Origin of the sequence: Paenibacillus sp. LjRoot56, assembly GCF_964253335.1 — a bacterium.
Classification (GTDB): domain Bacteria; phylum Bacillota; class Bacilli; order Paenibacillales; family NBRC-103111; genus Paenibacillus_E; species Paenibacillus_E allorhizoplanae.
This window is the reverse complement of the sequence record NZ_CAXURV020000004.1, coordinates 142756-168128: the sequence shown is the minus strand read 5'-3', so window position 1 is coordinate 168128 and position 25373 is coordinate 142756. Positions and strand designations below refer to the sequence as shown.

General features: G+C 43.7%; 17 protein-coding genes and 1 pseudogene. 15 read left to right on the top strand and 3 right to left on the bottom strand.

Features of this window, described 5'->3' with window-relative positions; genetic code table 11:
- Positions 1 to 14: 14 nt before the first annotated feature.
- From ACSQ8O_RS26410 to ACSQ8O_RS26365, 10 genes are all read left to right on the top strand, one after another.
- On the top strand, positions 15 to 1661 hold the full coding sequence (locus ACSQ8O_RS26410) for an ABC transporter substrate-binding protein (RefSeq protein WP_436244084.1): 1647 nt from the start codon (positions 15 to 17) through the stop codon (positions 1659 to 1661).
- 51 nt (positions 1662 to 1712) lie between these two features.
- A complete protein-coding gene (locus tag ACSQ8O_RS26405) occupies positions 1713 to 3113 on the top strand; it encodes a sulfatase-like hydrolase/transferase (protein WP_436244083.1) in 1401 nt (466 codons plus the stop codon).
- 20 nt (positions 3114 to 3133) lie between these two features.
- Positions 3134 to 4126 carry an SGNH/GDSL hydrolase family protein gene (locus ACSQ8O_RS26400; protein ID WP_436244082.1) on the top strand — a complete coding sequence of 331 codons (993 nt, stop codon included), beginning with the start codon at positions 3134 to 3136 and terminating at the stop codon, positions 4124 to 4126.
- Complete coding sequence (locus tag ACSQ8O_RS26395) at positions 4119 to 5153, top strand: zinc-dependent alcohol dehydrogenase (RefSeq protein ID WP_436244081.1); 1035 nt, start codon at positions 4119 to 4121, stop codon at positions 5151 to 5153. Before ACSQ8O_RS26400 ends, ACSQ8O_RS26395 begins: the two co-directional genes overlap by 8 nt.
- Before the next feature lie 282 nt (positions 5154 to 5435).
- On the top strand, positions 5436 to 5597 hold the full coding sequence (locus tag ACSQ8O_RS26390; RefSeq protein WP_436244080.1) for a hypothetical protein: 162 nt from the start codon (positions 5436 to 5438) through the stop codon (positions 5595 to 5597).
- A gap of 86 nt (positions 5598 to 5683) precedes the next feature.
- On the top strand, positions 5684 to 6271 hold the full coding sequence (locus ACSQ8O_RS26385; protein WP_436244953.1) for a dihydrofolate reductase family protein: 588 nt from the start codon (positions 5684 to 5686) through the stop codon (positions 6269 to 6271).
- Positions 6272 to 6605: 334 nt separating this feature from the next.
- Positions 6606 to 6857 (top strand): copper amine oxidase N-terminal domain-containing protein, encoded by a 252-nt coding sequence (locus ACSQ8O_RS26380; protein ID WP_436244952.1) that lies wholly within the window; start codon positions 6606 to 6608, stop codon positions 6855 to 6857.
- A 211-nt stretch (positions 6858 to 7068) separates the two neighbouring features.
- Complete coding sequence (locus ACSQ8O_RS26375; protein ID WP_436244079.1) at positions 7069 to 7467, top strand: phosphate/phosphite/phosphonate ABC transporter substrate-binding protein; 399 nt, start codon at positions 7069 to 7071, stop codon at positions 7465 to 7467.
- Positions 7468 to 7543: 76 nt separating this feature from the next.
- A complete protein-coding gene (locus tag ACSQ8O_RS26370; RefSeq protein WP_436244078.1) occupies positions 7544 to 8257 on the top strand; it encodes a DUF1361 domain-containing protein in 714 nt (237 codons plus the stop codon).
- 77 nt (positions 8258 to 8334) lie between these two features.
- A complete protein-coding gene (locus ACSQ8O_RS26365; RefSeq protein ID WP_436244077.1) occupies positions 8335 to 9732 on the top strand; it encodes an extracellular solute-binding protein in 1398 nt (465 codons plus the stop codon).
- Positions 9733 to 9782: 50 nt separating this feature from the next.
- Here ACSQ8O_RS26365 and ACSQ8O_RS26360 read toward each other — a convergent pair whose 3' ends face one another.
- Positions 9783 to 14357, bottom strand: a complete 4575-nt coding sequence (locus ACSQ8O_RS26360; protein WP_436244076.1) for a cadherin-like beta sandwich domain-containing protein — start codon at positions 14355 to 14357, stop codon at positions 9783 to 9785.
- A 511-nt stretch (positions 14358 to 14868) separates the two neighbouring features.
- Here ACSQ8O_RS26360 and ACSQ8O_RS26355 point away from each other — a divergent pair.
- Entirely contained in the window at positions 14869 to 17874 is a 3006-nt protein-coding gene (locus ACSQ8O_RS26355) for a hypothetical protein (protein WP_436244075.1), read from the top strand.
- A gap of 247 nt (positions 17875 to 18121) precedes the next feature.
- Here ACSQ8O_RS26355 and ACSQ8O_RS26350 read toward each other — a convergent pair whose 3' ends face one another.
- Entirely contained in the window at positions 18122 to 18823 is a 702-nt protein-coding gene (locus ACSQ8O_RS26350) for a hypothetical protein (protein WP_436244074.1), read from the bottom strand.
- A gap of 143 nt (positions 18824 to 18966) precedes the next feature.
- Between ACSQ8O_RS26350 and ACSQ8O_RS26345 the strand changes: the two are divergent.
- The 3 genes and pseudogenes from ACSQ8O_RS26345 to ACSQ8O_RS26335 form a co-directional block, all read left to right on the top strand.
- Positions 18967 to 19698, top strand: a pseudogene (locus tag ACSQ8O_RS26345) (HAD family hydrolase); the annotation flags it as partial.
- Positions 19699 to 19922: 224 nt separating this feature from the next.
- Complete coding sequence (locus tag ACSQ8O_RS26340) at positions 19923 to 20621, top strand: serpin family protein (protein WP_436244951.1); 699 nt, start codon at positions 19923 to 19925, stop codon at positions 20619 to 20621.
- A 217-nt stretch (positions 20622 to 20838) separates the two neighbouring features.
- On the top strand, positions 20839 to 21888 hold the full coding sequence (locus ACSQ8O_RS26335; RefSeq protein ID WP_436244073.1) for a sulfite oxidase: 1050 nt from the start codon (positions 20839 to 20841) through the stop codon (positions 21886 to 21888).
- Between the two features lie 20 nt (positions 21889 to 21908).
- Here ACSQ8O_RS26335 and ACSQ8O_RS26330 read toward each other — a convergent pair whose 3' ends face one another.
- A complete protein-coding gene (locus ACSQ8O_RS26330; RefSeq protein WP_236292413.1) occupies positions 21909 to 22247 on the bottom strand; it encodes a L,D-transpeptidase in 339 nt (112 codons plus the stop codon).
- A gap of 288 nt (positions 22248 to 22535) precedes the next feature.
- On the opposite strand from ACSQ8O_RS26330, the gene ppsA reads away from it, so the two are divergent.
- A complete protein-coding gene (gene ppsA / locus ACSQ8O_RS26325) occupies positions 22536 to 25130 on the top strand; it encodes a phosphoenolpyruvate synthase (RefSeq protein ID WP_436244072.1) in 2595 nt (864 codons plus the stop codon).
- The last annotated feature ends 243 nt before the right edge of the window (positions 25131 to 25373 follow it).

Here is a 25373-nt window from a genome sequence, read left to right as displayed (position 1 = left end):
AGGGAGGTTTTTACATGAAAAGAGGGTTAAAAGCATTAGTAGCAATTACGGCATCGTCAGTAGTACTCCTAAGCGCTTGTTCGGACAGTGGATCGAAGGAGGCTGCCAAACAGACGGAAGCAATTATCGATGATCAAGTAACGCCAGCTGGGCAATTCCCGATCACGAAAGAAAAGACAACGCTCAAAGTTATGGTTAAAGGCTCAAGCATTGTCGAAAACTTCGCAACAAACGAGTTCACCAAGTGGCTGGAAGAGAAAACGAACATTCATATCGATTGGGAAGTGGCTCCGGAAAAAACGTTTGCAGAGAAGCTCAACGTTTCACTTGCAAGTGGTGATTACCCAGACGTGCTGCTTAACATGAGTGTATCGCCGATTCAGCAATCGATTTATGGAAAGGACGGCGTCTTTATTCCGCTGAATCCCTATATCGACAAATATGGTGTTGAAATGAAAAAGATGTTCGAACAAGTTACCTATGTGAAAGATCTAATTACGATGCCTGACGGTAAAATTTATTCCGTTCCACAGGTCAATGATTGTTACCATTGCTCACTTGGTCAGAAAATGTGGATTTATAAACCATGGCTCGACAAGCTCGGATTAAAAATGCCAGAAACGACGGAAGAGTTTTATCAAGTGCTTAAAGCCTTTAAAGAAAAAGATCCGAACGGAAACGGTAAAGCAGATGAGATTCCGCTTGTTGGTGCCACGAATGGGCCATCCTCGACGTTAGATCTATTCCTGCCCAGCGCTTTTATCGAGAAGGACTTCAACCTGCGCTTTGTGAAGGATGGAAAAGTTCAAGTTGCCTATAATCAACCGGAGTGGAAAGAAGCTTTAAAGTACTTGAATAAAATGTTCGCCGAGGGCTTAATTTCTCCGCAAACATTTACACAAGATAGAAACCAGCTGAAACAGATGGGTATGAACCCGGAGATTCCAATCCTGGGAGCTATTGCATCACAAAATCAAACGGTATTTGTCGACGTCGATAACGCAAGATTCAAAGATTACATCTCCGTACCACCGCTCAAAGGGCCGACGGGGATACGTTCTACAGCCTACAATCCTTATGCGGTTTCCGCAGGTCAATATGTCGTTACGAATAAAGCGAAAAACCCTGCTGCCGCATTCCGTATGGCTGACTTGCTGCTTTCGGAAGAAGCGACACTTCGCAGTACACAGGGACGTCCAGATCAAGAGTGGGTGCGTCCTGCCCAAGGCGAGCTAGGTGTTAACGGAAAACAAGCGGTATGGAAACCGATCGTATCGTTTGGCAAGCTGCAAAACATTCATTGGGCGCAGGCAGGGCCGTCACTTCGAACAAATGAGTTACGATTAAGCGTGGCAGCGGATCCGAAAAATTCACTTGAACTTATTTTATATAATGAAACGAAAAAATACGAACCTTTTGGAACCAATCCGAGCAAAATTGTACCGCCATTGTTCTTCACTAACGAACAGGCTGAAGAGCTTTCTACGCTTGAGAAGACATTGACCGATTACAGAACTGAATTTTTTGCCAAAACGGTTACAGGCTCACTGGACGTTGAGAAAGAGTGGAACAACTACTTGAGCACGCTGGACAAAATGAACATTAAACGCTACTTGGAAATTTACCAACAAGCATATACCCAATTTAAAGCCAAGAAATAGATCATATCCAGAATCATATAGAAAGATATCGCATAGGAGTGAGTGTTTATCATGAAAGAGAAAACCATCAAGAAGCAAGTAGCTGAAAGACCTCATGTTGTATTTCTCATAGCAGACGATCATCGTAGTGAAGCTATCGGAGCTTTCGGCAATGAAGCTGTACAGACGCCGGTGTTGGATTCCCTGGTCACCAGCGGAACAGCATGTCGGAATACGCATATCTTCGGTGCTCTAACCGGAGCGGTTTGTGCGCCGAGTAGAGCATGCGTCCATACCGGTATTCCGCTCTTCCGAGCGACGATCGGCAAGGATATGACGAACCGGGAACATTCGAGCGTAATTCGCTCGGATGTTCGACTCATGCCACAGACGATGTGCGATGCCGGATATTACACGCATGCGGTTGGCAAATGGCATAACGACAAGGCAAGCCTCGCCCGGAGTTTCGAAGGGGGAGATAAGCTGCATTTTCACGGGATGAGCGATCATACCCAGGTTCCTGTATATGATTATGACCCGACAGGGCTATATCCGAAGGAACTGGAGTACATGGAACATACGTTCTCTAGCGAGCTATTTACCAACGCAGCCGTCAACTTTATCGAGGAGTATCAGGATGAGAAGCCGTTTTTCCTGTATGTCGCATATACGGCGCCGCATGATCCACGAATAGCGCCTGAACCGTATGCAAGTATGTACAACAAGTCTAATATAACGCTGCCTCCCAATTTTGTGCGAGAACATCCCTTTGATACTGGGGATATGGTCGTGCGGGATGAGAAGCTTGCGGGATGGCCGAGAGACGAGGATGAAATTCGGCAGCATATGGCCGATTATTACGCGATGATTAGCCACATGGACGCGCAAATTGGAAGGGTCATCGAAGCGTTGAAAGCGAAAGGCATCTATGACAATACGCTTATCGTATATACGGCGGACCATGGCTTGGCGGTCGGACAACACGGGCTGATGGGCAAACAAAACCTCTACGAGCACAGCGTACGTATTCCGCTTGTTTTCCGAGGCCCAGGTGTGCCGCAAGGCAAGCAGGTGCATGCGCTGGCAAGTAATATCGATATTTTCCCGACAGTTGCCGGGTTATGTGAGGTTGACCTGCCAGAGGAAACTGAAGGCATAAGTCTGCATTCAATCTTTTCAGGAGAAAGAGTAGGTGAACGAGGAATCGTAGGCTCCGTTTATCGAGATCTGCAGCGGATGGTAACGGATGGTCGATGGAAATTGATTCGATATTATCGCTCGCCACTTACAAACTCAGGCACGGAACGAATCCAGTTATTCGATCTACAAGATGATCCATGGGAAACGCAAGACTTGTCGGCAGAGCCTCAGTATGCCGAGCACATCGTACGGCTTGCCTCCGAATTAGCAGCATGGATGCATGCTTCCAGTGATATTTTGCAAGAAAAGCCCGTGATTCCAGTTCCCGTATAGATTGAAAGGTGAAATGAAACATGCAAACAATTGAAATCAATAACGCTTGGTTTCGTGGTGCCGTTTCCATAGAAACGAATGAAGCTGGCATCCGGCCATGGCGTTTACCTCACGATCAGCTCCGCTTATTTGCATCGAAAGTAGTGGAGAAAGCAGGAGAAGCAGCGGGTGTAAGGCTTGCCTTTCTAACCGATTCCACCTCAGTGGAGCTGCATGTCGCTTCAACGGAACAAGATAGACAATTTGACATCGTTATGGAAGATGAATTCATCGGTACCAAGACTCTTCTTGCCGGTGAGGGCATTTGTTTATTTACAAACTTACCAGGCAGTAGGAAGCGTATTGAATTATATCTCCCGCTAAATGCTGCCGTCACTGTGAAATCACTCAAGATTGATGTTGGGGCAACGGCTGTACCCGCGCCAAGCAATGAACCTAGGTGGGTTACATACGGAAGCTCCATCACACAATGCACCACTGCAGAAAGTCCAGCTCAAACGTGGCCGGCAATCGTTGCACGCCATAAAAGTTGGGATCTGACCTGTTTGGGATTCGCTGGACAATGTCATTTGGAACCCATGGTTGCTCGTGTCATTCGTGATCTTCCAGCTGACATCATCTCCTTGTGTCTCGGCATTAATGTGATGGGGGGCAATACTTTAAATATCCGGACGTTTCGTTCTGCCATCATTGGCATGGTAGCGATCATTCGGGAAAAGCATCCCTGCACGCCGCTCTATTTATTTTCTCCTATTTATTGTCCACACAGGGAAAGGGACGAGAACGTAGTAGGGATGACCTTGGTTACAATGAGGGAAGAGATTAAAGAGGCGGTAAATATCTTAACTTCTTACGGGGATTCAAACCTTACGTATGTAGACGGGTTGGATATCATGGGAGAAGCTTTTGTCAACCACCTTCCAGACCAGCTGCATCCGAATGCAGAAGGCTACAAAATCATGGCCAATCATGTACTCGGAATATTAAACGATAGGAGTCATGAGAATGGTTAGAAAAATGTCAGTTCCCCCTATGCAATTGGTCGATTATGATGGTGAAGGTACGCAGTTGTGCGCCGTTGTAGAGGAGATTGGGAGTATCACGGTAAAAAGAGCACTAATTCCCGAACCTACTGATGGAGAAGTACGGGTAAAGGTGAAGTGGGTTGGCATATGCGGCAGTGATGTGGAAGTATTTCGCGGGGCACGTGAACCCGAATTTGTCTCGTATCCGACACGCCTTGGCCATGAAGTGGCCGGTGTCATTGATAAAGTAGGACCCAATGTCATTGGTCTTAAGGTGGGGGATCCAGTCGCTCTTCGCTATATTTGGGGTGCCTTTGCTGAATATGTTTGCTGTACGCCTTTTTCTGTAAAAGTTCTTCCACAGACACTTCCTCTCATTGAAGGATCGCTAATTGAAGTACTTCCGGGCATTATTCATGCGGCAGAGCTTGGCGATATTTCCCCACATAAAAACGTATTGATTACCGGACAAGGCGTCAGTGGCCTAGTAATGACACAGGTAGTTAGCTTGTACAGTCCACGTAACCTTGTGGTAACCGATTTGTTTGATGAGAAGCTAGAGCTAGCTCGCAAGTATGGAGCAACCCATACCTATAAACTTCCATCATCGGACGCGAGTACAATGGATATACTGGGCAAAGACTTCCCAGATGGTTTTGATGTCGTCATTCCCTGCTTGCTGGAAGGGGATGGGATGGTTGATGCAATCGATGCGGCTTCCCAGAATGGGCGCATTATCATGTACGGATGTATCGGGACCTGCCATAAGCCAGTCGATTTCTTTAAAGTACATAAGAAGAGACTCGATATCTTCTCAACAGAACCGAAGCGAGATATCGATAATCGCCACTATTTCGACAAGGGTCTTCAGCTTGTTCTGGATGGATTGGTCAATACAGAGGAAATGATTACGCATGTAATCCATTTAAGTAACATTGCCGAAGCGTTTAAGCTGCGCAATGAGCATAAAGGCGACACGATCCATGTCATGATCGATTGTGAAACGAACGTTTAGATGTGAGTGATTCAATAAGCCCATAATGACCCGGCTGCACGCTGCCCGGCATTATGGGCTTTTTTTCTAACGTAATTGTACGGAACTGTGACGTTCGCCTATATTCTGAATAGTAAAAGAAGTAAGAAGTGGTTACGCTAATCGTAAACACAGAGTTTCTGGACTCCTGAATGTTGTTTATGTTTCTTTAAGAAATTGTGCTAAAATATGGATAGGCAACTTCATGCTCTGCATTTCCAAGCATACAGTAATTCCCAAATTATTAATTCTGGAGGTACTACTATGGATGATTATTTTTTGGTTAAAGACGGTCGAATTGTACGCTGGGATGGGATAACACTAGGAGGAACCAAAATCAGAGCCGATGAGTTAGTAGAGTCATTTGGACATAAAGCTCTTGAGGAAATTGAACGCTTTGGATTTTACACCATTAAGAAAGCTTAACGAGTTTCCAGAATAACAGTATCTCAATCAAAGCCGCGGATAACGCGGCTTTTTCATTATGACATAAGGTGACATATTCAAGGTTTATACTAGTTGGTAGATCAACGAAAGGAGCCACACTTTTGAAACGAAAAATAATTTTAGACTTAGCAGTAACTTTAGATGGGTATATCGAAGGGAAAAATGGAGAAGTTGATTGGTGCGTGATGGACCCTGAAATGGGATTTGTCGATTTCCTAAACCAAATTGATACCATCTTGTATGGCAGAAAAAGCTACGATTTATGGGGACAATATACGCCAGAAATGGACCATGCGGATACTGAACAAGCAATGTGGAACTTAGTTCATAGTAAACATAAATATGTGTTTTCCAGGACGCAAAAAGGTACTAATCATAAAGCAATCTACATCAATGATCATATTTTTGAAGAAGTAATGACTTTAAAGAAGATGCCTGGTAAAGACATTTGGCTATATGGCGGAGCAAGTCTCATTACAACTTTTATCAACTTAGGGCTTGTTGACGAATTTAGATTGTCCGTACATCCCGTTATTCTGGGAGAAGGTAAGCTGTTATTCGTTGATATTAAACAGAGGTTGAATTTACAACTAGTGAATACAAGAACCTTCTCATCTGGCGTTGTGCAATTAATCTATCATTGGAGTGGGTAGTAATTAAAATGCGTAGACTCTCAGCTAATTGCTGAGAGTCATTTTTCTATTTTCCAGAATTTACTTGCTAGCGATAAAGGACGGGGATATTTAATTGAAAATTTTATTAATTAAGGGCTGCCGCAGGGAGCGCTTTTTTGTCATGCAGGAAGGTAAAACAAGTAGAATGGGAATCTAGCAAAAATTCATGCTTTGCATAAAATCCATTTTCTGGTAGTCTTATGGAATTAGATGGTAAAAGGGGAGTAGTCGGTTGAAAATAAAACGTATTTTGTTTAGTTTTGCCACAGCACTTATGGCATTAACTATTTGCGGTAATACGTAACTTGCTGCAATTGTCAGCCCGCAAGCACAGATCTTACTGGACGAGGCAAACTTAAGATTGGAAGTACCTCCAGTAAATGATCAAGGTACAGTAATGGTACCAATGCGTCCAATTTTCGAAGCTTTACAAGCTAATGTCTCATGGGATCAATCGAAGAAAACGGTAACGGCAGTAAAAAAAGAGGTCAACATCCAACTTACAGTTGGCTCATTATCTGCAATGGTGAACGATCGCGAAGTTCATCTCGCGAAAGCTCCTTAATCTCTGGTATGAATCCATTCGCTTTAACTAATCCCGTACTTAATTGGGGATCCCCGTTCAGTTTACTGTTGATAACGATATTGGAAAGCGTATGTCCTGGTCCACGACAATTTAAAGGCAGGGGATGTCCTGCTGCAAGCTTTGCGTTACGGTTTGGACGATGCAACTGGGATAGTTAGTAATGAACTTGTTGATTATTATAAAGGAATGATTGCTAAAAAATGGAATTGATCCCGAGAAAGATGTCAACTACACCTTATACCAAGGGCACGACAAAGCGATTATCGGTTTACTCAACGGTCAAGTTGATGCGGCTTTTGTTTTTCAGGATATTCGATATAATATGCTTAAATATTATCCGAAAATAATGGAACAGACGCGAGTTGTAGCATTTACTGAACGGATTCCAACTGATACGATCACAGTACGCTCTGATATGAATCCCACTTGGAGAATGAAGGTTGAAGATGCATTTATCACCTTGGCTTCCGACCCGCAAGTCTGGAAGATTTTCAATGACGTATTTGGTCATCGAGGGTACGTAATATCAACTGATGAGAAATTTAATATCGTACGTGAGGCCATTGAGTTGATGGTGAAAAAACCATAACCAGCATGTGATCTACAAGATAATGGCTAGAGAAGTAAATCTTCTTTGCCTTTTTATTTCACTTAGGAGGAAAATCTTGGAAAAAATAAAATCTCTAAATTACCCAGGAAAGATTTATCTTATTATTGTCCTGTGTTTTGCTACTTTGATTAGTTTAATCAGTGTCTATAACATTCAATCTCCGTCAGGAAATAGAACATACTTATTTATCTTTTGGGATACATTTCTTGCATGGGTACCGGTAGGAATTGCCGTAATTCTAGATCTACTTTTTGGTTATACCCGTAAGAAAATGCGTGCAATATTATTCATAGTCGTTGGGGTTTCATGGTTTTTCTTCTTCCCCAATGCTCCATACCTTGTGACGGATTTACTTCATGTATTCGCGCGCTACAGCTTTGACCCTACCAAGCGATTTTGGGCAGATATTGTGTTCTGGCAGCATTTATTTACTATATTCACAATTGCTATGCTAGGGCTTTTACTCGGATCATTTTCGCTTTTTTCCGTGCAGAATTTGGTGAGAATATCATTTGGAGTTATTACTAGCTGGATTTTTGTGATTTTCGTTCTCATTCTAAGTAGTTTCGGAATCTACATTGGCCGATTTGTTCGATGGAATAGTTGGGATGTTATTATGCGACCAGGTTATATCCTGAAAGAATTATTTATCATGTTAACGGATACAAGTAAGCTATCTCATATTTTCACTTTTTGTAAGTTTATGTTTATGGTCTTAATCATTAGTTACGTACTGTTCTATGTCATAACTAGAGTTAGGAAATTATAGTTTAACTAACAGTTTTTTACGTTATAATATAACCCAGATACATACCAATTAAGAACGACCCGGAGGTTCAACGTTTCATGATGGGTAAACCTAGACGATCCACTTTTCGAACGCGATTGGAGGAGATGATCGCATCTCTGCGCCATAACATCGTAACCGGAAAATTACAGCCTGGTGAGTATTTGCCATCCGAATTAATACTTGCGGAGCAGTATAGCTTGAGTAAAAATTCGATACGCAAAGGTTTGAATCAATTACTCGCACAAGAAATGATTGAAAAAGTGCCACGAGTAGGCACACGCGTAGTAGGAGCAGGGTTATGCGAGAAGCAGACATTGAAGTTCGGGTATTACCCGACCCTTACGATGGAAGCCAATCTTTTACAGCTAGTCGATACATTTAAAAAAAAGAATCCGCATATCGAACTTCAGATGATTCCACTGTCGAGTTCGTTTTTTTCACAGAATATGCAAGAGGTAATGGAGAGAGATGCACTGGATGTGCTTACGCTAAACTTACAAAACTACGAGGCGTTTACGGATGCGGGAGCTGTAGAGGATATATTGGAACCGCTTCAACCGAGAGAAGGTGTTTATAGTTTCCTACTAAGGCCTTTCTCAAACGCTGGTCATCTGTACGTGCAGCCATTCACGTTTTCACCAATTATCTTGTGTTACAACAAAGATCATTTCAGGGAAGTTAATTTGCCTGAGCCGGACAGCAGTTGGAATTGGAACGATGTACAGCGAACTGCGCTTGCCTTATCGCAAAAACATGAGAGATTCGGGTTGTTTTTTCATTTGCAATCCATTAATCGGTGGCCGCTCTTTCTGCTGCAAAATAAGGTCGTTTTTGAACGAGATGAACAGGGTAAACTTATACTCGACGACAATGAACCTTTTCGGGAGTCGATGCGCTTAAGCCTACAATTGTTTAAGGGATTGAATCCGGAAAGCTCCTACTTGTCCGAACAGGATTCCGATTGCGAAATGTACTTTATGCAGCAAAAAGCTTCCATGATTGTCACGAGCTATTATAGCCTAAATCATTTGCGTAAAGCAGGGTTTGATTATGATATCGCACCGCTTCCTTATTCCGAAGAAGCAAGAACGCAATTAGTCATGATCGGACTCGCTCTCAATAAGAACAGCAACCGTAAACAAGCGGCACAAGCGCTAATTAATTTTCTTTTATCAGATGAAACTCAGCTTCAAATACGCAGACATACCCTTAGCCTTCCGAGTGTTAAAGCAATCGCGGAATGGAGTGGGCAGGAGGAGATATCCCGCCCAAGTAGATTTATGATGTATCGCGACATCATTCCGACATTTCGCCTCTACTCAGACATGAACGTCACTTTCCGTGAGTTGGAAACGATGAGGCGCATATTCAAGCTGTATTGGGCAAAGCTTGATGATTTTGAAACAGTTTTCCAAAGGTTGAAAGAAGCATTGCAACAAGATGAATTAGGGTGAAAAAAAGGAAAAGGGGTAGGGGATCATGAGATCCTCTATCCCTTTTGATATTAAAACTGAAAAACGACCGTTGGATCTGTGACCGTGTTAGCGATGATTTCCTTCCTGACTCCACCGGTAATGGCGCTTAGGGTATAAGTGCCAGCTAATAATTCCTTACTTGCTTCGCCGCTGGTTGTCGCTCCGAAAGAACGCCAACTTCCCCCGTAATAAGAGAGGATACCGTCCAGCGGATTACCTTGTGTATCTTTTAATTGTGCGGTAACACGTACAGTTTGGAAGGCAACGGTGGGATCTGCTCCCACCTGCTGCACCTTCTGGTTCAAGGTATCATCATAATTCATTGAGAACGTATACGTATTCGCCAGCAGCTCTATGCTGGCTTCACCTGAGCTATTCGTCACACCTAAGGACTTCCAGCTTCCCGCGTAATAACTGATACTTCCGCCGCTTAGCGGGTTGCCAAGGCTATTTTTGAGGGTAACCTTGACCTGAGCAGTTTGGAATACAAGCAGGGGATTCATACCAATATTTTGAACTTTCTCATTGATCGCTCCATCATAGTTAATTGCAAACGTGTAGGATCCGGCCAACAATTCTTTGTGGACTGTACCAGCGCTAATTGAACCGAACGAACGCCAACCTCCGCCATAATAGGACACGGTTCCTTCTCCCTGTGGAAGGCCTTGGCTGTTCGTAAACTGAACATTGACGTTAACAGTCTGAAACGTAATGATGGGGCTTGTGCCTGTGTTTTGTGCCATCTCATTGCGCGTGCCTTCATAAATAATGGCGAAGGTATAGTTTTTATTCGATAAAGGTTTGCTGACGGAACCAGATGTGTCAGTGACGCCAAACTCTTTCCAACCTCCGTCATAATAACTAACGACACCACCGCTAAGCGGTTGGCCTGTACTGTCCTTCAACGCAACCGTAACGGCGGTCGTCGGAGGGGTTTCATTTCCCGAAAAGGAGCGCGTCACTAGGACCGTATACACTTTCGTCGAGCCGTCTCTGGCTGTGACGAGAAGTTTGATTGTATTGACTCCAGTACTCAAAGGAAGCGAAGAACTTGCCAATCCACTTGTTAAGTCGATGGGTCCAAGCACTAGTGAGTTGCTGCTGTTATACACGCTCGCGGTTACCGTAGCGTAAGCTGTGTCATAAACGGATGCCGTCACCGATATTGCCGATACGCCTGCCGCCACGCTTTGTGTATAGCTAGTCGTTTCTCGTGAAAATGGTACATTCAGCGAACCGCTGCTTAAGCTAATGGCACTCAAATCTGCCGATGCCGGGCTGGGCTGAACCGTAAGGCTGATCGTATTGGATCGTTTGGTTCTTCCGTTCAATGTAATGTCCGCATAAATGGTTGCTGATCCTGCTTTAAGCGCCTTCACCTGTCCGTCCACAACGGTTAATACGGTTGGGTCGCTAATCGTGTAACTGATGCTGCTTCCCGCTAAAATCGCTGGCAATCCATTCTCCAGAAGACCAGACGCGAGGATAGGTTCACTAGTTCCTTCCTGCAGCGAAACATCGTTCATCGAAATAGATGTTTGAGCAAGACGGACTGGCAACCTGTATAAGTTTGTCAAATATGTGTAGTAGATGCTGCCATCCATACCCACATCCATGAGGTTCGTTGTATTATCAACAAGTGTGCGATAGTTCAGTGTGAGAGGGTCGAAAGCAGTGACATAACGAGCGATAGTCGTGTACAGCAAACCGTCTTGGCCCCAACGTAAATAGAAGGACCGCCACGTACTGCCGCCACTTGCACCAGGGAACATCAGTTTGCTTTTTACAATTTCAAGGTTACTCGGGTTTAATTCGTAAAGTGCGTATATGGATGAGCCTTCCACATCAGTTCCCCAAGCAATTCCCCATAACAGACCGTCAGGACCGAAGGACAAACCGCCAAGTAAACGAGGAGAAGATAAACCTGGTATGACGGGTTCAAACTCGCCAAGCTTGGTGTTCGTGGCGACATCCCATTTAAATAATTTGGCATGTACCGTATGTTCCGGTTCTGTTGCTGTTGCAGGTACTTTGGCAGGTACAGACCCGAGACCGCCTTCGATAGACGTTCCGCCAAAGAGGATGCCATTCTTATAGGCTAACGAGCTTATGGTTTGATCGGCTACCACATTGCGGGTGGATTGCCACAAGCCTGTTGTCTCATTGTAAATCGTTAGACTGCCGCCTAAGTTGCCATAACCAGGCACGGTTCCGATAAACAGCCGATTGTCGCCGGAGGCGAAGGCATATGGCCGATCTTGAACGTTCGGAATCGTATAAACGAGTTTGGGATTCGACGTAGGCATGTTTCCGTATTGATAAGGTTGGCTGGAATCATACGCATAAATTCTTGCTCCACCGTAAGCGCCAAAATAGGTTTTGCCATTCAGGAAGCCGATTTCTTCCACTTGATGTGGTGAATTCGGGGAAGAAACTTGCAAGTCGTAGGTTTGCGTTTCTTGATTAAACACACTCATGCCGTCTATGAAGCCACCAAGATAAAGCTTCTTGTCAGGACCTGCCGCCATACTTTGAATATTGACGCCTTCCCTGGCTAAGGGAACTTGGATCAATTGAACTGAATTGTCATTGGGGTTATAAAGCGTATACTTGCCGTCATCGTAAAGGATCGCTAATGCCTGACCGCCACCTGGAAGGGGCACCCAGCCAATCGCTTTTGTTCCGTTCTCGGGCAGCGTATTTGGCAGTGTCACTTGCTGAACGGTGTTTGTTGATACTTGATAGGACCATAGATTATTTGAAACTTTGTTACGGTAATATAGCAGATTCGCGTTAGAAGGGGACGGAGGTGAAATTTTGCCATCAAACGCTTCAAGCGAGTCGAAAGGCACGCTTTTTATGACGCTTAGTGTTTGCTCGTTAACAACAACTAGTGAAGTACCGTGTGTGACATAAAGCAGCCCGTTATAAGGGGTTATGTTATGAACAAAATCATCCATGCCAGTGAACGGCATCGTGATTTCTGTTTTGAAACCTGTGCTTCGATCCATTCGGATCAAATGTTTCTTGGAGCCGATACCGACATATAAGTATTGGTCCGTCACGCCAGCTCCTCGGGCATACTGCTCTGTGTCATGCATGCGGCCAAGATCAGTAAATGCCTGTGTATGCGTATCATATGCGAACACTTTAGCATTAGGGCTGGTTGAGCCATAGATGATGCCGTCAGAGCTAGCATCCAGATCCCATACAAAATTGTCAACAGGGTTGCTGCCGATTAATGTGATGTCCCGATGCCCCGGCCTCGTGTCAAATTTCCAGAAGTTGCGGTTGGCTGTCGCAGCAAAGTAGACATTGTTGTCGGCTCCGATCGTCACAGCCCACGTTTCCGTAGTCCCAGGGACTGAGATTTGGGAGTTGATAACACCGGTCACAGCATCAATGGCATAAAACGTCCCCGGATTACCATTGGTAACGAAATACAGTTCACCGTTCCCGATGGCGCCTCCAAGTGTCGTGGTCGTAAGTGTTGCTTTGCCCAAATTGATGGCGTTCTCGAAAGCAAAAGGCATCACTAAGGCCTCATTTTTATAAGTAAACGAAATATCGTCAAAATACACGTTGCTTAATGTGCCAACCCCTGAATACAGTAATACCTTTGCTTTGACTGCCGAGTCAGGTGCAATGCCCTCTAATTTGAGCACATCGCTCCAAGTATTTAGCGGTGTACTAAAGGAACGGGATGTCGTACCGACTTCTTTGTCCGCTCCATCGTAAAATTTAATGTATAGGTTGACGGCTCCTCCAGACACTAAGTGTACACTCGCTTTGGCTTCATATCTGCCATTCGGGTGAACACCAATGGCTTGGGTACTAAGTCCAATGGCTTTATCCGTGTACGTATCTAGCAGCTGAAGACTGGATAAGCCGCTTTTTTTCTGAGTGCTGGTGACGGACACAGCGCTGGGAGGCGTTCCTGGATATAACTCCCAACCAGGTATATTAGCCCCTGAAGCCGCTTCTTCAAAGCCAGGGTTATTGACACTAACTTCATTCGGATCGATGCGATAAAATAGTGCTTCATCCACATAAGCTGTCATAAGGACGCTGGATGATGCGTATGGAAAAATGGTTGCAAATGCGGCTCCATCAGGCGCAGTGCCAGATACACGAACGTCGAGCCAAGTGTTTAAAGCAGGATTGGTAAGGTTATACGTGGCCTGTTTGTTCATAAACTGACCTGAGGCATTATACCAGCGTATCCATAAAGCAGGAGAACCACCGCTATAGTTTTCTAGATACAGCTTAATTTTGGCTTCATAGGATTGCCCAGCCGTCACTGCCAGCTTCGCGCTTTCTGCGCCGAGTCCACCTGTACTGGGTTTGCTCATCTTCAGACTTCTGGTACCCGCAAACACAGTCGTCTCCGATAAGGAAAGACTTGAGGCTAGACCGAACGCGCTCCAACTAGGAATTTTACCTGCGATCAAATTTTGCTCGAAACCGCTGTTTGGCACCGGAATCATCTCTATCGGACTGGCTGCCCGTGTTTGAGAAGGAAGAAGAAAAGCTAAGAAGAGTATAGCGATGAGTCCAAACACACCATGCTGTCTTCTGAATGTTTTCCCTTTGTACGTATCCATTAACATCACCTTCTTTCAATTTTCTGCCCATAGACAGGTTGATGTCAGTCTCGCTGATGCACTATGTTTGCTTTGTGACCGCTTACATCGTAGGCATTTAAAAGATCAGTACGAGCGGATCAACTCCTTTCCATTCCTACATACAATGATTTATTGGTATATATCTGGTTCACAATGTAAATGTTATGCGAACCAAATTCGGCTGTCAACACGAAAAAAATAACGTCATAAATAGGAAATAAGTACCAATAATTAAGTGGAATTTCTTGAAAAGAGACACTATTTCTTGAATGCGTATGCTAGTAATGGCATTGTGCAGCATCTATAATGAATCCAAGTGTATGTTGAAAACCCACACCTATATGCATTCATAAATCGTCCTTACTGGTCATGACTTTCAAATCAGTTGGACGATTTCTTTGTATTCTTGGGGAAGGGAGGTGAATTTGATGGAATCCCGTTTAAGTCTCACGAAGAACCGCAACTAAACTTGATGTGAGGAGTGGTAAGAATGAGTCTAGGGAAGCATCATCGATTGTGGGTTCGATTCATCTGTACGATTGTTAGTGTTTTGATGATTGTAAGTATGTTTGGCAACCGAGAAGCGCATGCAGCAGGTATTACAATGACTCTCCCCAATGCTTCGTTCGAAGAGGTAGGTACTGGTATACCAAATTGGAACACGCATCCAACTTTCGGAACAGATACGGCAACTGTTTCTGATGTAAGGGCTTACACGGGGTCGAAAAGTATGAAAATGGTCGATGCCAGTTCTTCAAGCTCACTTGCTCGCGTGAGCGATAAAATCAGTATTTCGTCGACGGAGCAAGTGGCGTATACCGCAACTGCCTATGCGTATATTGAGCAAGGCTCGATCGATGTGTATTTAATCTTTTACACCGGTACCACAGAATTTCGTGCTATTCCCGCAAGTGTTACGCCTACGGTAGATCAGTGGAACAAACGCTCGATCACCGCAGAAGCACCAGCCGGCGCAACTGAAGTGGCTGTGATGATCTATAGCGGATTGGGAAGCATCACAACGGCCTATATAGACGATGTATCGATTGGAAAGACGGTGAAAAATTCGGGCTTTGAAACTACCCCATTGAGTGATGCTTGGACGGTATCTGGAGCATCCATTTCGACAACATTAAAAACGGGAGGAACATCTAGCCTCAAGCTGGTCGATGCCAGTTCGGTGGCAGCGAGCTATGCGGAGAGCACTGATGTCCCTGTTTCATCAAACGTAAGAATATCCGCATCAGCCAAAGTATACGTATCGAGCGGGGATACTGGCGTAAGCATGCACCTTCGTTTCAAGAATGCTGCTGGCACAGTGATAAAAGAGGTCGAGAATGTATTCAGTGGATCTGCGTCACAATGGACCCCGCTCACGATATCAGCGACTACACCAAACATTACGGGAGCCAAAACCGTGTCTGTCTATTTCACGACGAAGACTACGGCAACAACGGTTGCCTATGTTGACGATGTTACGCTTGATACTCCGATTGAATACAACCTGGGCACACAGATTGTGAACAATCCACTTGACGGAGCCGTATTTGGGAAGGATGCAAGCGGCAGCTATGATCTCATGTACGTCGGCTCTAGCGGCTATCCATCTAAGTTCGTGGTCTACGACGCGCGAACTGGTGAAGTTGTGGATGACCAGAATCTTGACCAAATAGAAGCCGTCTGGGGCATGACGGTCGCTTCAGATCAATCTGTTTATTTAGGAACGGCTAACAAGCGGGCTCTATATCGCTATGTGCCTGGAACGGTTAGCATTTCCGGAGGTGCCAAAATCATCACTGGGAGTTCCTTGGTGAAAACGACATTGGACTCGGGCATGAACGTCATTTGGGATGTGACGGCAGGGAGCAGCGGAAATATTTACGGTGGCACAGCCACTGACGGCAAAGCATTCCGTTACAATCCGACGAGTGGTGTTACTGTTTTAAACAGCAATCTCGCGATTGTCGACGGTTTGGCTCATGTTAGATCAATCGCTTATGCGAGTGATACGGAAGTATTTATGGGGATGGGACCAACCTCTAATGCCACAATTATTCGCTTTGATCCAACAACAGGCACTCAATCCACCATATCTCCGAGCGGCTATGGCAGTACGTATGTCCTAGGACTCGACTATATTCCGAATGGTACAGATTCGAAGTTGTTCGCCAAATTGTCAAGTGAGCCATTGATCGTCATCAATCCGGCTACTGGCGTCGTCGATGCATCACTAGGGAATGTGGATTCGATCGGTGTATCGAAGAAACATCCTACAGATGATAAGGTGTACTATACTAAAGGAACTCATTTGTACGTCTACGATATTTCTGCGAAGACACAAACAGACCTTGGTGACGTAGGAGGCAAAGCGGCTGGTTACACCTTTTTAACTGACGCAGGCACTACGTATTTGTATGCTCCACTTTCCTCCGGTAAAATTCTGAAATACAAACTTGCAGCGACCCCAACAATAGACATTTCGACTTCATTCACTATTCCGGATTCCCCAACGAAGATCCGCTCACTTGTTAAAGGTCCTGGTGATCACATTTATACAAGCGGGTATCTACGTGGAGGATTAAGCGTCTATCATCCGGACACCGGTCTGCTAACACGGAATAGAGGAGCGGGCCAGGCAGAGAACATGACCACGATTGGCAATAATTTATATCTGGGCATCTACCCCGGTGCATGGATAAAAAAATACGACACGAACTCCTCGTGGAACGATACCACGAATCCATCACTGCTTTTTCAGGATATCGCTGCTTCGCCTAACTTCCAGGATCGCCCCTTTGGCATGTTAGCCGATCCTGCATTGAATCGGTTGTATGTCGGTACAGTCGCGAGCTCAGGTAAACTAAGCGGCTCCTTCACTGTATATGACTTGACGACGTCCGCAAGAGTCACGACAGTACTCGACATCGTTGATGATCAAAGCATTATAGCCTTGGCATCCAAGAATAATAAAGTATATGGAGGCTCATCCGTGTATGGGGGGATTGGCAGTACAGCGAATCCAAGTGTAACGGAAGGGAAAGTGTTCACATGGCAAACGACCAGCTCGAATACACTTCCGGTTCCTCAGTATGTTCCAGTTTCAGGAAGAAAGGTTATTTCTGATCTTATTGTAGGTCCGGACGGCAACATTTGGGGGCTTGCTGAAGGGAACTCATCCACGGATCAATCGCGGAATCTGACAGCTGACTTATTTATTTTTGATCCGAACAATCCTGATGCTGCTCATACGACGATTTATGCGAATAAGTTTACTTCAACTGGCAATGTGTCCTGGCAAGGTGGGAAGATGGTTGTTGGCAAAGACGGCAATGTCTACGTAAGTATCGGTGGCAAATTGTATGCAGTTGACGCCAGTTCGGCTACTAAGGATGCTGTTACGTTGGTCTCTACCGGTGTGTCACTGCTGACAGCGGATGCGAATGGTGATCTTTATTATGTCAAGTACGAAACCAACTTGTACAAATATGATAAGTAATCAGTCGCCCTACTAAATGAAAAGGAGGCCAGGGAAGCAAATCTTCCCTGGCCTTGAACTCGTATAAATTTATATCATTTCAACTATTGATACCAAGCGCTTGCTAAATTATTGGGACAAAGATCCGCGCTTTGCGCGGAGTTTAATCATTTTAACGAAATATGTTCGTGTCTGGACAGGATAATTTAAACTGATGAGGGAGTAATCACTTTGAATAATTGGGGGAATCTCATTCGTCTGAAGATGACTATTCGTGGATGCCCAAGTACTGCCTTATTACATTCAATTCATGATTAACACGCTGTGGAATCTCCTTCAGAAGCTCAGGCCACGGTATGAAAATCGATTCTTCCCAAGCAAATTCAATAAATTCCATCGTTGGTCGAAACCGAAATGTCTGCAGATAGCGTTCTACCAATTGATTCGTTTCCTTATCCGTAGCCATCTGATCCCGTAGCATGTCTGGGACTAACAAACCTGCACTGCCCGCTGTCTCATAGGTACACGTATGTAAATTCGGGACAAGTTCAAGCATAGCGAGAAGTGGGGAAAACGCGTGTTTTCCAGGTTGGGAGTACAGTTTTACCTGAGTTGGATTGTTTTCAGATAAATTACTTCGATCCTTAAGTAGCCCTTTAAAGAATTTGCCATGGAAGCTGCACTCACTATTGATAACACTGCCGTCACGACCAACATAAATCCATACATGTTCCAGCTCGTACAAATGCTCGATATCATAATCCCAGTAGATGGCATATTCAATGACCTTTGCAATCCTTGTGTCCGACTCGAAGCTGATTATTCGACGAAAGGAAGGGGATGGACCGTCTTGATCGAATATTGTTACCCCAACACGGACTGGAAAAAATGGCTCCAAGCGATCAAATAACAGCTGTGGCGCATACGTTTTGACAAGCGCTAAATCGAGACTTATTTGCTGATCCTGCATATTTGCTTCCTCCTCTTAGACGAATCGCTATTACATTAATTATAAGAATAGTAGAAATGGATACCTTAAATTATTCTAGAAGAATCTATAAAATTATTGGAATAAAATGACATGAAACTTGTATGCCGGCCAAAACCACCCTATTATTGAAGAAAATGAACAGTAAAATTTACTTTTCATTAATCACTCATTATTACAAAAAGGGAGAGGAATCAATGTTGCAATCACTCATCTTTGATATGGACGGGACTCTTTTTCAAACAGATAAAATTTTAGAAATCTCCCTCGAAGATACTTTTAATTATTTAAGGGATCTGAATGAGTGGGATACCGTAACGCCAATTGATCAATACCGTGAGATTATGGGTGTACCTTTACCTAAAGTATGGGAAACTCTTTTACCCTCACATTCCGATGCAGTAAGAGAACAAACGGATTCATATTTTCTAGAAAGATTAATTGAAAATATTAGAAGTGGAAAAGGGGCTTTATATCCTAATGTTATTGAAGTTTTCAGTTATTTAAAAGAGAATAATTGTTCAATTTATATCGCGAGTAATGGTTTAACGGCATATTTAAAAGCGATCGTGAGTTATTATAATTTGGATAATTGGGTCACTGAAACATTTAGTATCCAACAAATTCAATCGTTAAATAAATCGGACTTAGTTCAACTTATAATTGAAAAATATGGTATTACCCATGCAGCAGTAATCGGAGACCGCCTATCGGATATACATGCAGCTAAAGATAATGGTTTACTTGCGATAGGATGTAATTTTGATTTTGCGAGGGACGATGAACTTGCAAAGGCTGATATCGTAATCGATGATCTCATTGAGCTCAAAACAATCGTATCAGAGTTGAAAAAATAGGAATGTATACGGAATTGATTGCTGTAGTAGAAACGTGGAGTAACTACTTCAATTCCAAATTTGTTACTTGGAACTTTATGTAAAGATTCCTCGTCTAATAAGCATATCAATGACAGGGGGGCCGATATGAATGGTAAAGTTCGAATAAGTAAACTTCTTGTGGCTGGAATGTTACTGGTCCTGATTGTAACTGCGTGTGCCAAATCTTCTGAAAATTCGATGTCATTGGAAAAAAGACAAGTTGCTTTGTTGAATCCATCGATCCCAAAGAAGTTTTGATCCTGATGAATGCGGTCTATTTCAATGGAGGATGGAAAAAGGAATTCCAGCTTTCTGGCACGAAAGAAGATAGCTTCAAACTGCCAGATGGTTCCTCCAAGCAAGTGCAGATGATGTCGCAATCAGGCACTTACGAATATTTGCAGGAAGAGGGATTTCAAGCCATTCGTTTGCCGTACGGACAGGGGCAGATGGATATGCTGATTATTCTTCCAAATGAATCGTCTTCACTTGGTGCTCTACATGACAAGCTTTGGGCAGATCCCGATCGCTGGTATAAATCATTCCAGTCGAGCCGAGGTGAAATCAAACTTCCTCGTTTGAAGATCGAATATAGTGAAATGCTGAAAGAACCGCTCAAGGCTATGGGCATGACGCTGCCCTTTGACGAAATCCATGCTGATTTTTCCGACATAGCACCTGTTCCACCTAACCTTTTCATCAGCGCGGTAACACACAAAACGTTCATCGAGGTCAATGAAAAAGGAACGGAGGCTGCTGCAGTCACTTCGGTACAGATGGCAGGGGCTTCTGCACCAATCGATGAACCGTTCCAGATGGCGATAAACCGGCCGTTCTTTTTCGCGATTGAAGACCGCCAGACTGGCGTATGGCTTTTCGTAGGGTCCGTGGTTGAACCATAAGCACAAACTAAAATTGCAACGAGTTACTCCATAAACAAACAGTATCATGATCAAAAAGCCTGGGCATTAACACGCCGAGGCTTTTTGTCATGTAGTCAAGCACTAAGTGGAAGAATGTTGTTTAAAAGACACCAAAAGGTGTCTTAAAATAAAAGAGCACTAAATGGAGTCAGAATTTCATAAAATAGGGAAGCCTTGATTTGGAAAGGAGCCTTATATGAAATTGTATGACCCCGATAGGATTCCTCGCTCTACTATACCTGAGAATCAGGAATTTCCAATGTTAGCTCTTTCAAGCTGGGTTACCCCAGAAAACAAGTTTTATATTCGCAATCATTTCCCATATCCGGCATTGCCAATAAATGATTGGACGCTAAGTATAGTAGGATTTGTCCAACACCCAATTCATCTGAATTATCAAACATTATTTCAATATCCTCAAATCACTTTGCCAGTTACTTTGGAGTGTTCAGGAAACAAAAGAGCGTATTTCCGGCCTAAAACCAGAGGGGTTCAATGGGAACAGGGGGCTGTCAGCCATGCGATCTGGACTGGAGTTTCTCTTCGAACTTTATTACAGGTAGCTGGAATAAGTCCTAATGCTCGTGAAGTTATATTCAAAGGAATGGATACAGGAGAACGAACGGACCTTCCAGGCACTTTCCGGTTTGCCCGAAGCCTCCCTATAGAGAAAGCTATGCATCCCGATACTCTGATTGCTCTCTACATGAACGGAAAACCTATCCCCTACAAACATGGATATCCAGCAAGACTAATCGTTCCGAATTGGTATGGTATGGCTTCAGTCAAATGGCTTTACCGCATAGTGGCTACTGATGAAGAATTTAAAGGTCCTTTTCAAGACAATGATTATATCGTGTACCATTCTGAAGCAGATTCTCAGCGCAGACCTGTTACATTAATGAAAGTGAATGCGGTAATATCCCAGCCCACAGATCAAACAATTATGAGAAGAGGAATGCATATCATTACAGGTACAGCATGGTCAGGTCACGGATTTGTTAGAAAGGTAGAGATTAGTCTTGATCTTGGAAAATCATGGAGCTTAGTGAGATGGCTTGATCCAGAGGAAAAGTACAGTTGGAGAAGGTGGGGCTGGGATTGGCATGTGCCAGTACCTGGAACCTATCTTATTAGGGTAAAGGCAACTGATGACAAGGATAATACCCAGCCCCTTCAAGCGGAATGGAATGTGAACGGTTATGAAAACAACGCAATGCCTCAAATTCAGGTTTATGTGGAATGACCAGTTAGAGCAGTATAAGATTATGGCCGAATCGTAACCCGAGTATGAATGGGAACGAGCTGTGAGAGTTGCAGTACATCCTCGTTGTACATGCGAATACAACCGTGACTAACTTCCCTACCGATCGAAGAAGGGTCATTTGTTCCGTGAATGCCATAATGGGGTTTAGATAGGCCCAACCAGAAGGCTCCGAATGGACCTCCGGGGTTAGCCTGTTTATTTATGATCTGATATTCGCCTTTTGGTGTCTTCGTAACCATTTTGCCGATTCCGACCGGGAATGACCGGGTAACGATATTTCCATCAAGTAAATATAGATTACGGTCGGATAAATCGACGATAATTCGATAGTTCGGCATTCATTTCGCCTCCTAGCAATATTCTATGCATGCCTAGTTTCGGAAGTGAGATGATGCAAATGTCAGGAAGGTGTGCTCGGGACAATCATAGGGAACCCCAAAAAAGAACCTGAGTAGATTACTCAGGTTCTTACATATTGCATATAAACAAACACGATGATATAATCGCATTACGACTTTCATAATTCTCATAAACATAGTTACTACATCTTATACTGTAATTGTAGCATGTCGGTAATTCACTTGTCAAATGTTTTTTATCACCTAAATGGTTAGGAGAGATCTTAAATGAGTTCTTTGGTTCTCGGGTTTCAGGAAATGGATAAAGCGCAGCTACTGCTCGTTGGTGGAAAAGGGTTGAATTTAGGGGAACTATCAAGAATTGAAGGTCTCCAAGTCCCAGAAGGATTCGCAGTCACAACAGTAGGGTATCAAAGAGCAATCGGTCAAAACGAATCCTATCATACTTTGTTGGATCGACTAACCATGCTAAAAGTAGATGATCGAGATCAAATTGGTGAAATCAGTAAACAGATTCGACAGATCATTATGGACACAGAAATTCCTTCTGATGTTGTCAAAGCAGTTTCTCACTATCTCTCCCAGTTTGGGGATGAACATGCGTATGCCATACGTTCTAGTGCGACCGCAGAAGATTTACCACATGCCTCTTTTGCTGGTCAACAAGACACCTATCTAAATATCATCGGCATCGATGCCATCATACAGCATATTAGCCTATGTTGGGCTTCTTTATTTACGGATCGTGCGGTCATTTATCGGATGCAAAATGGATTCGACCACAGTCAAGTATATTTAGCAGTGATCGTTCAAAGAATGGTTTTCCCGCAGGCTTCAGGAATATTGTTTACCGCGGATCCAATAACGTCCAACCGAAAGTTGCTATCCATCGATGCCAGTTATGGTCTGGGAGAGGCGTTGGTCTCTGGGTTGGTCTCTGCCGATAGTTATACCGTACAGGGAGACGATATCGTCAATAAAAGGATAGCATCCAAAAAATTGGCTATCTATGGACGAAAAGAAGGTGGAACAGAGAGCAAGCAGCTCGACCCTGATCAGCAATTGTCTCAAACACTTACGGATCAACAAATTTTACAATTAGCTCTTATCGGAAGACAAATCGAATCTTATTTTGGCAGCCCACAAGATATCGAATGGTGTTTGGCTGATGATACATTTTATATTGTCCAAAGTCGACCGATCACTACGTTATACCCAATCCCTGAAGCCAATGATCAAGAAAATCACGTCTATCTATCTGTTGGTCATCAACAAATGATGACAGATCCCATCAAACCATTGGGGTTGTCGTTTTACCTGTTAATTACTCCTGCACCTATGCGTAAAGCCGCAGGGAGGTTGTTTATTGATGTTGCACCTAGGCTGGCTACACCTGTTGGCCGGGAAGCTTTATTAACTGCCATCGGATCCGATCCGCTCATAAAAAGTGCACTCATGACCATCATAGAGCGAGATTTAATAAAATTGTTACCAGATGATCAAACAGCTCCGATGCCAGGCAGAAGTCAAACAGATATGCTGGAAGAAATTGAAAACAATCCGAACATCGTTTCAGATTTGATTGCGAGTAATCGCGCATCGGTAGAAGAGTTAAAACAAAAGATCCAGACGAAATCAGGATCGGATTTATTAGATTTTATTCTAGAAGATATCCAGCAATTAAGGAAGATCTTATTTGACCCAATAAGTACGGCTGTGTTTATGACTGCGATAAATGCTTCATTATGGATCAATGAAAAAATGAACGAGTGGTTAGGTGAAAAAAACGCAGTAGATACGCTTTCTCAATCTGTACCCTACAATATTACTTCAGAAATGGGTCTGGCATTAATGGATGTCGCAGATAGGATTCGCCCTTATCCGAATGTCATTGATTATTTACAGCAAGTAAAAGATGATAACTTTTTGGATGAACTGGTTAAGTTCGAGGGTGGACAGGAAGCTTATGACGCAATCTATGCGTATCTCCATAAATACGGAATGCGATGCGCCGGAGAAATCGATATTTCTAAAACACGCTGGAGTGAAAAACCAATTACACTGGTTCCCATGATTCTGGGTAACATCAAAGCCTTTGAGCCTAACGAAGGTCATCGAAAATTTGAGCAAGGGCGCCAGGAAGCTTTGGAAAAAGAACAAGAGTTACTAGCTCGATTAAGCCAATTGCCAGATGGTGAACAAAAAGCTGAAGAAACAAAACGAATGATCCGCCGAATTCGGAATTTCATCGGTTATCGTGAATATCCCAAATACGGTTGGGTTAGCCGATATTTCGTGTATAAGCAGGCGTTACTGAAAGAAGCCGAACAGCTCGTACAAGCGTGTGTCATTCGTGAAAAAGAAGATATATTCTATCTCTCTTTTGAAGAGCTTCACGAAGTCGTACGCACAAACAAACTGGATTATCAAATCATCAGCAAGCGAAAGGATGATTACAAATTTTTTGAAAAACTAACGCCACCGCGTGTAATCACGTCTGATGGTGAGATCATTTCAGGTACTTACAACCGCGGAAATCTCCCAGCCGAAGCTATTGTAGGCCTACCTGTTTCTTCAGGAGTAATAGAAGGACGTGCACGTGTCATTTTAAACATGGAAGATGCAAATCTAGAAGATGGGGACATATTAGTCACGGCCTTTACCGACCCAGGTTGGACCCCCTTGTTTGTATCCATTAAAGGACTCGTCACTGAAGTTGGTGGACTGATGACCCATGGAGCCGTTATCGCACGAGAATATGGTTTACCGGCCGTTGTCGGGGTAGAAAATGCGACCAAACTGATTAAAGATGGGCAACGAATTCGCGTAAATGGCACAGAAGGGTATATTGAAATAGTATAGGTGATACAAAAACGTTGCCCCTTTGGGAGGCATCGTTTTTTTGTTTGCCCGCATAATTTACAAATTTATTTCACATCACTAATAATTAATGCCATTAATTGAAGTTCATGTTTAATCATAGAAGGAGATATACAATCCGTATCGAATAATCATAACGATGAATCACAAGGAAGTATTTGGTGATGTAACTTACTAAAGGTATTTCAACTATGGGGTGGTGAACGTGCGCAGCACTTCGCTTAG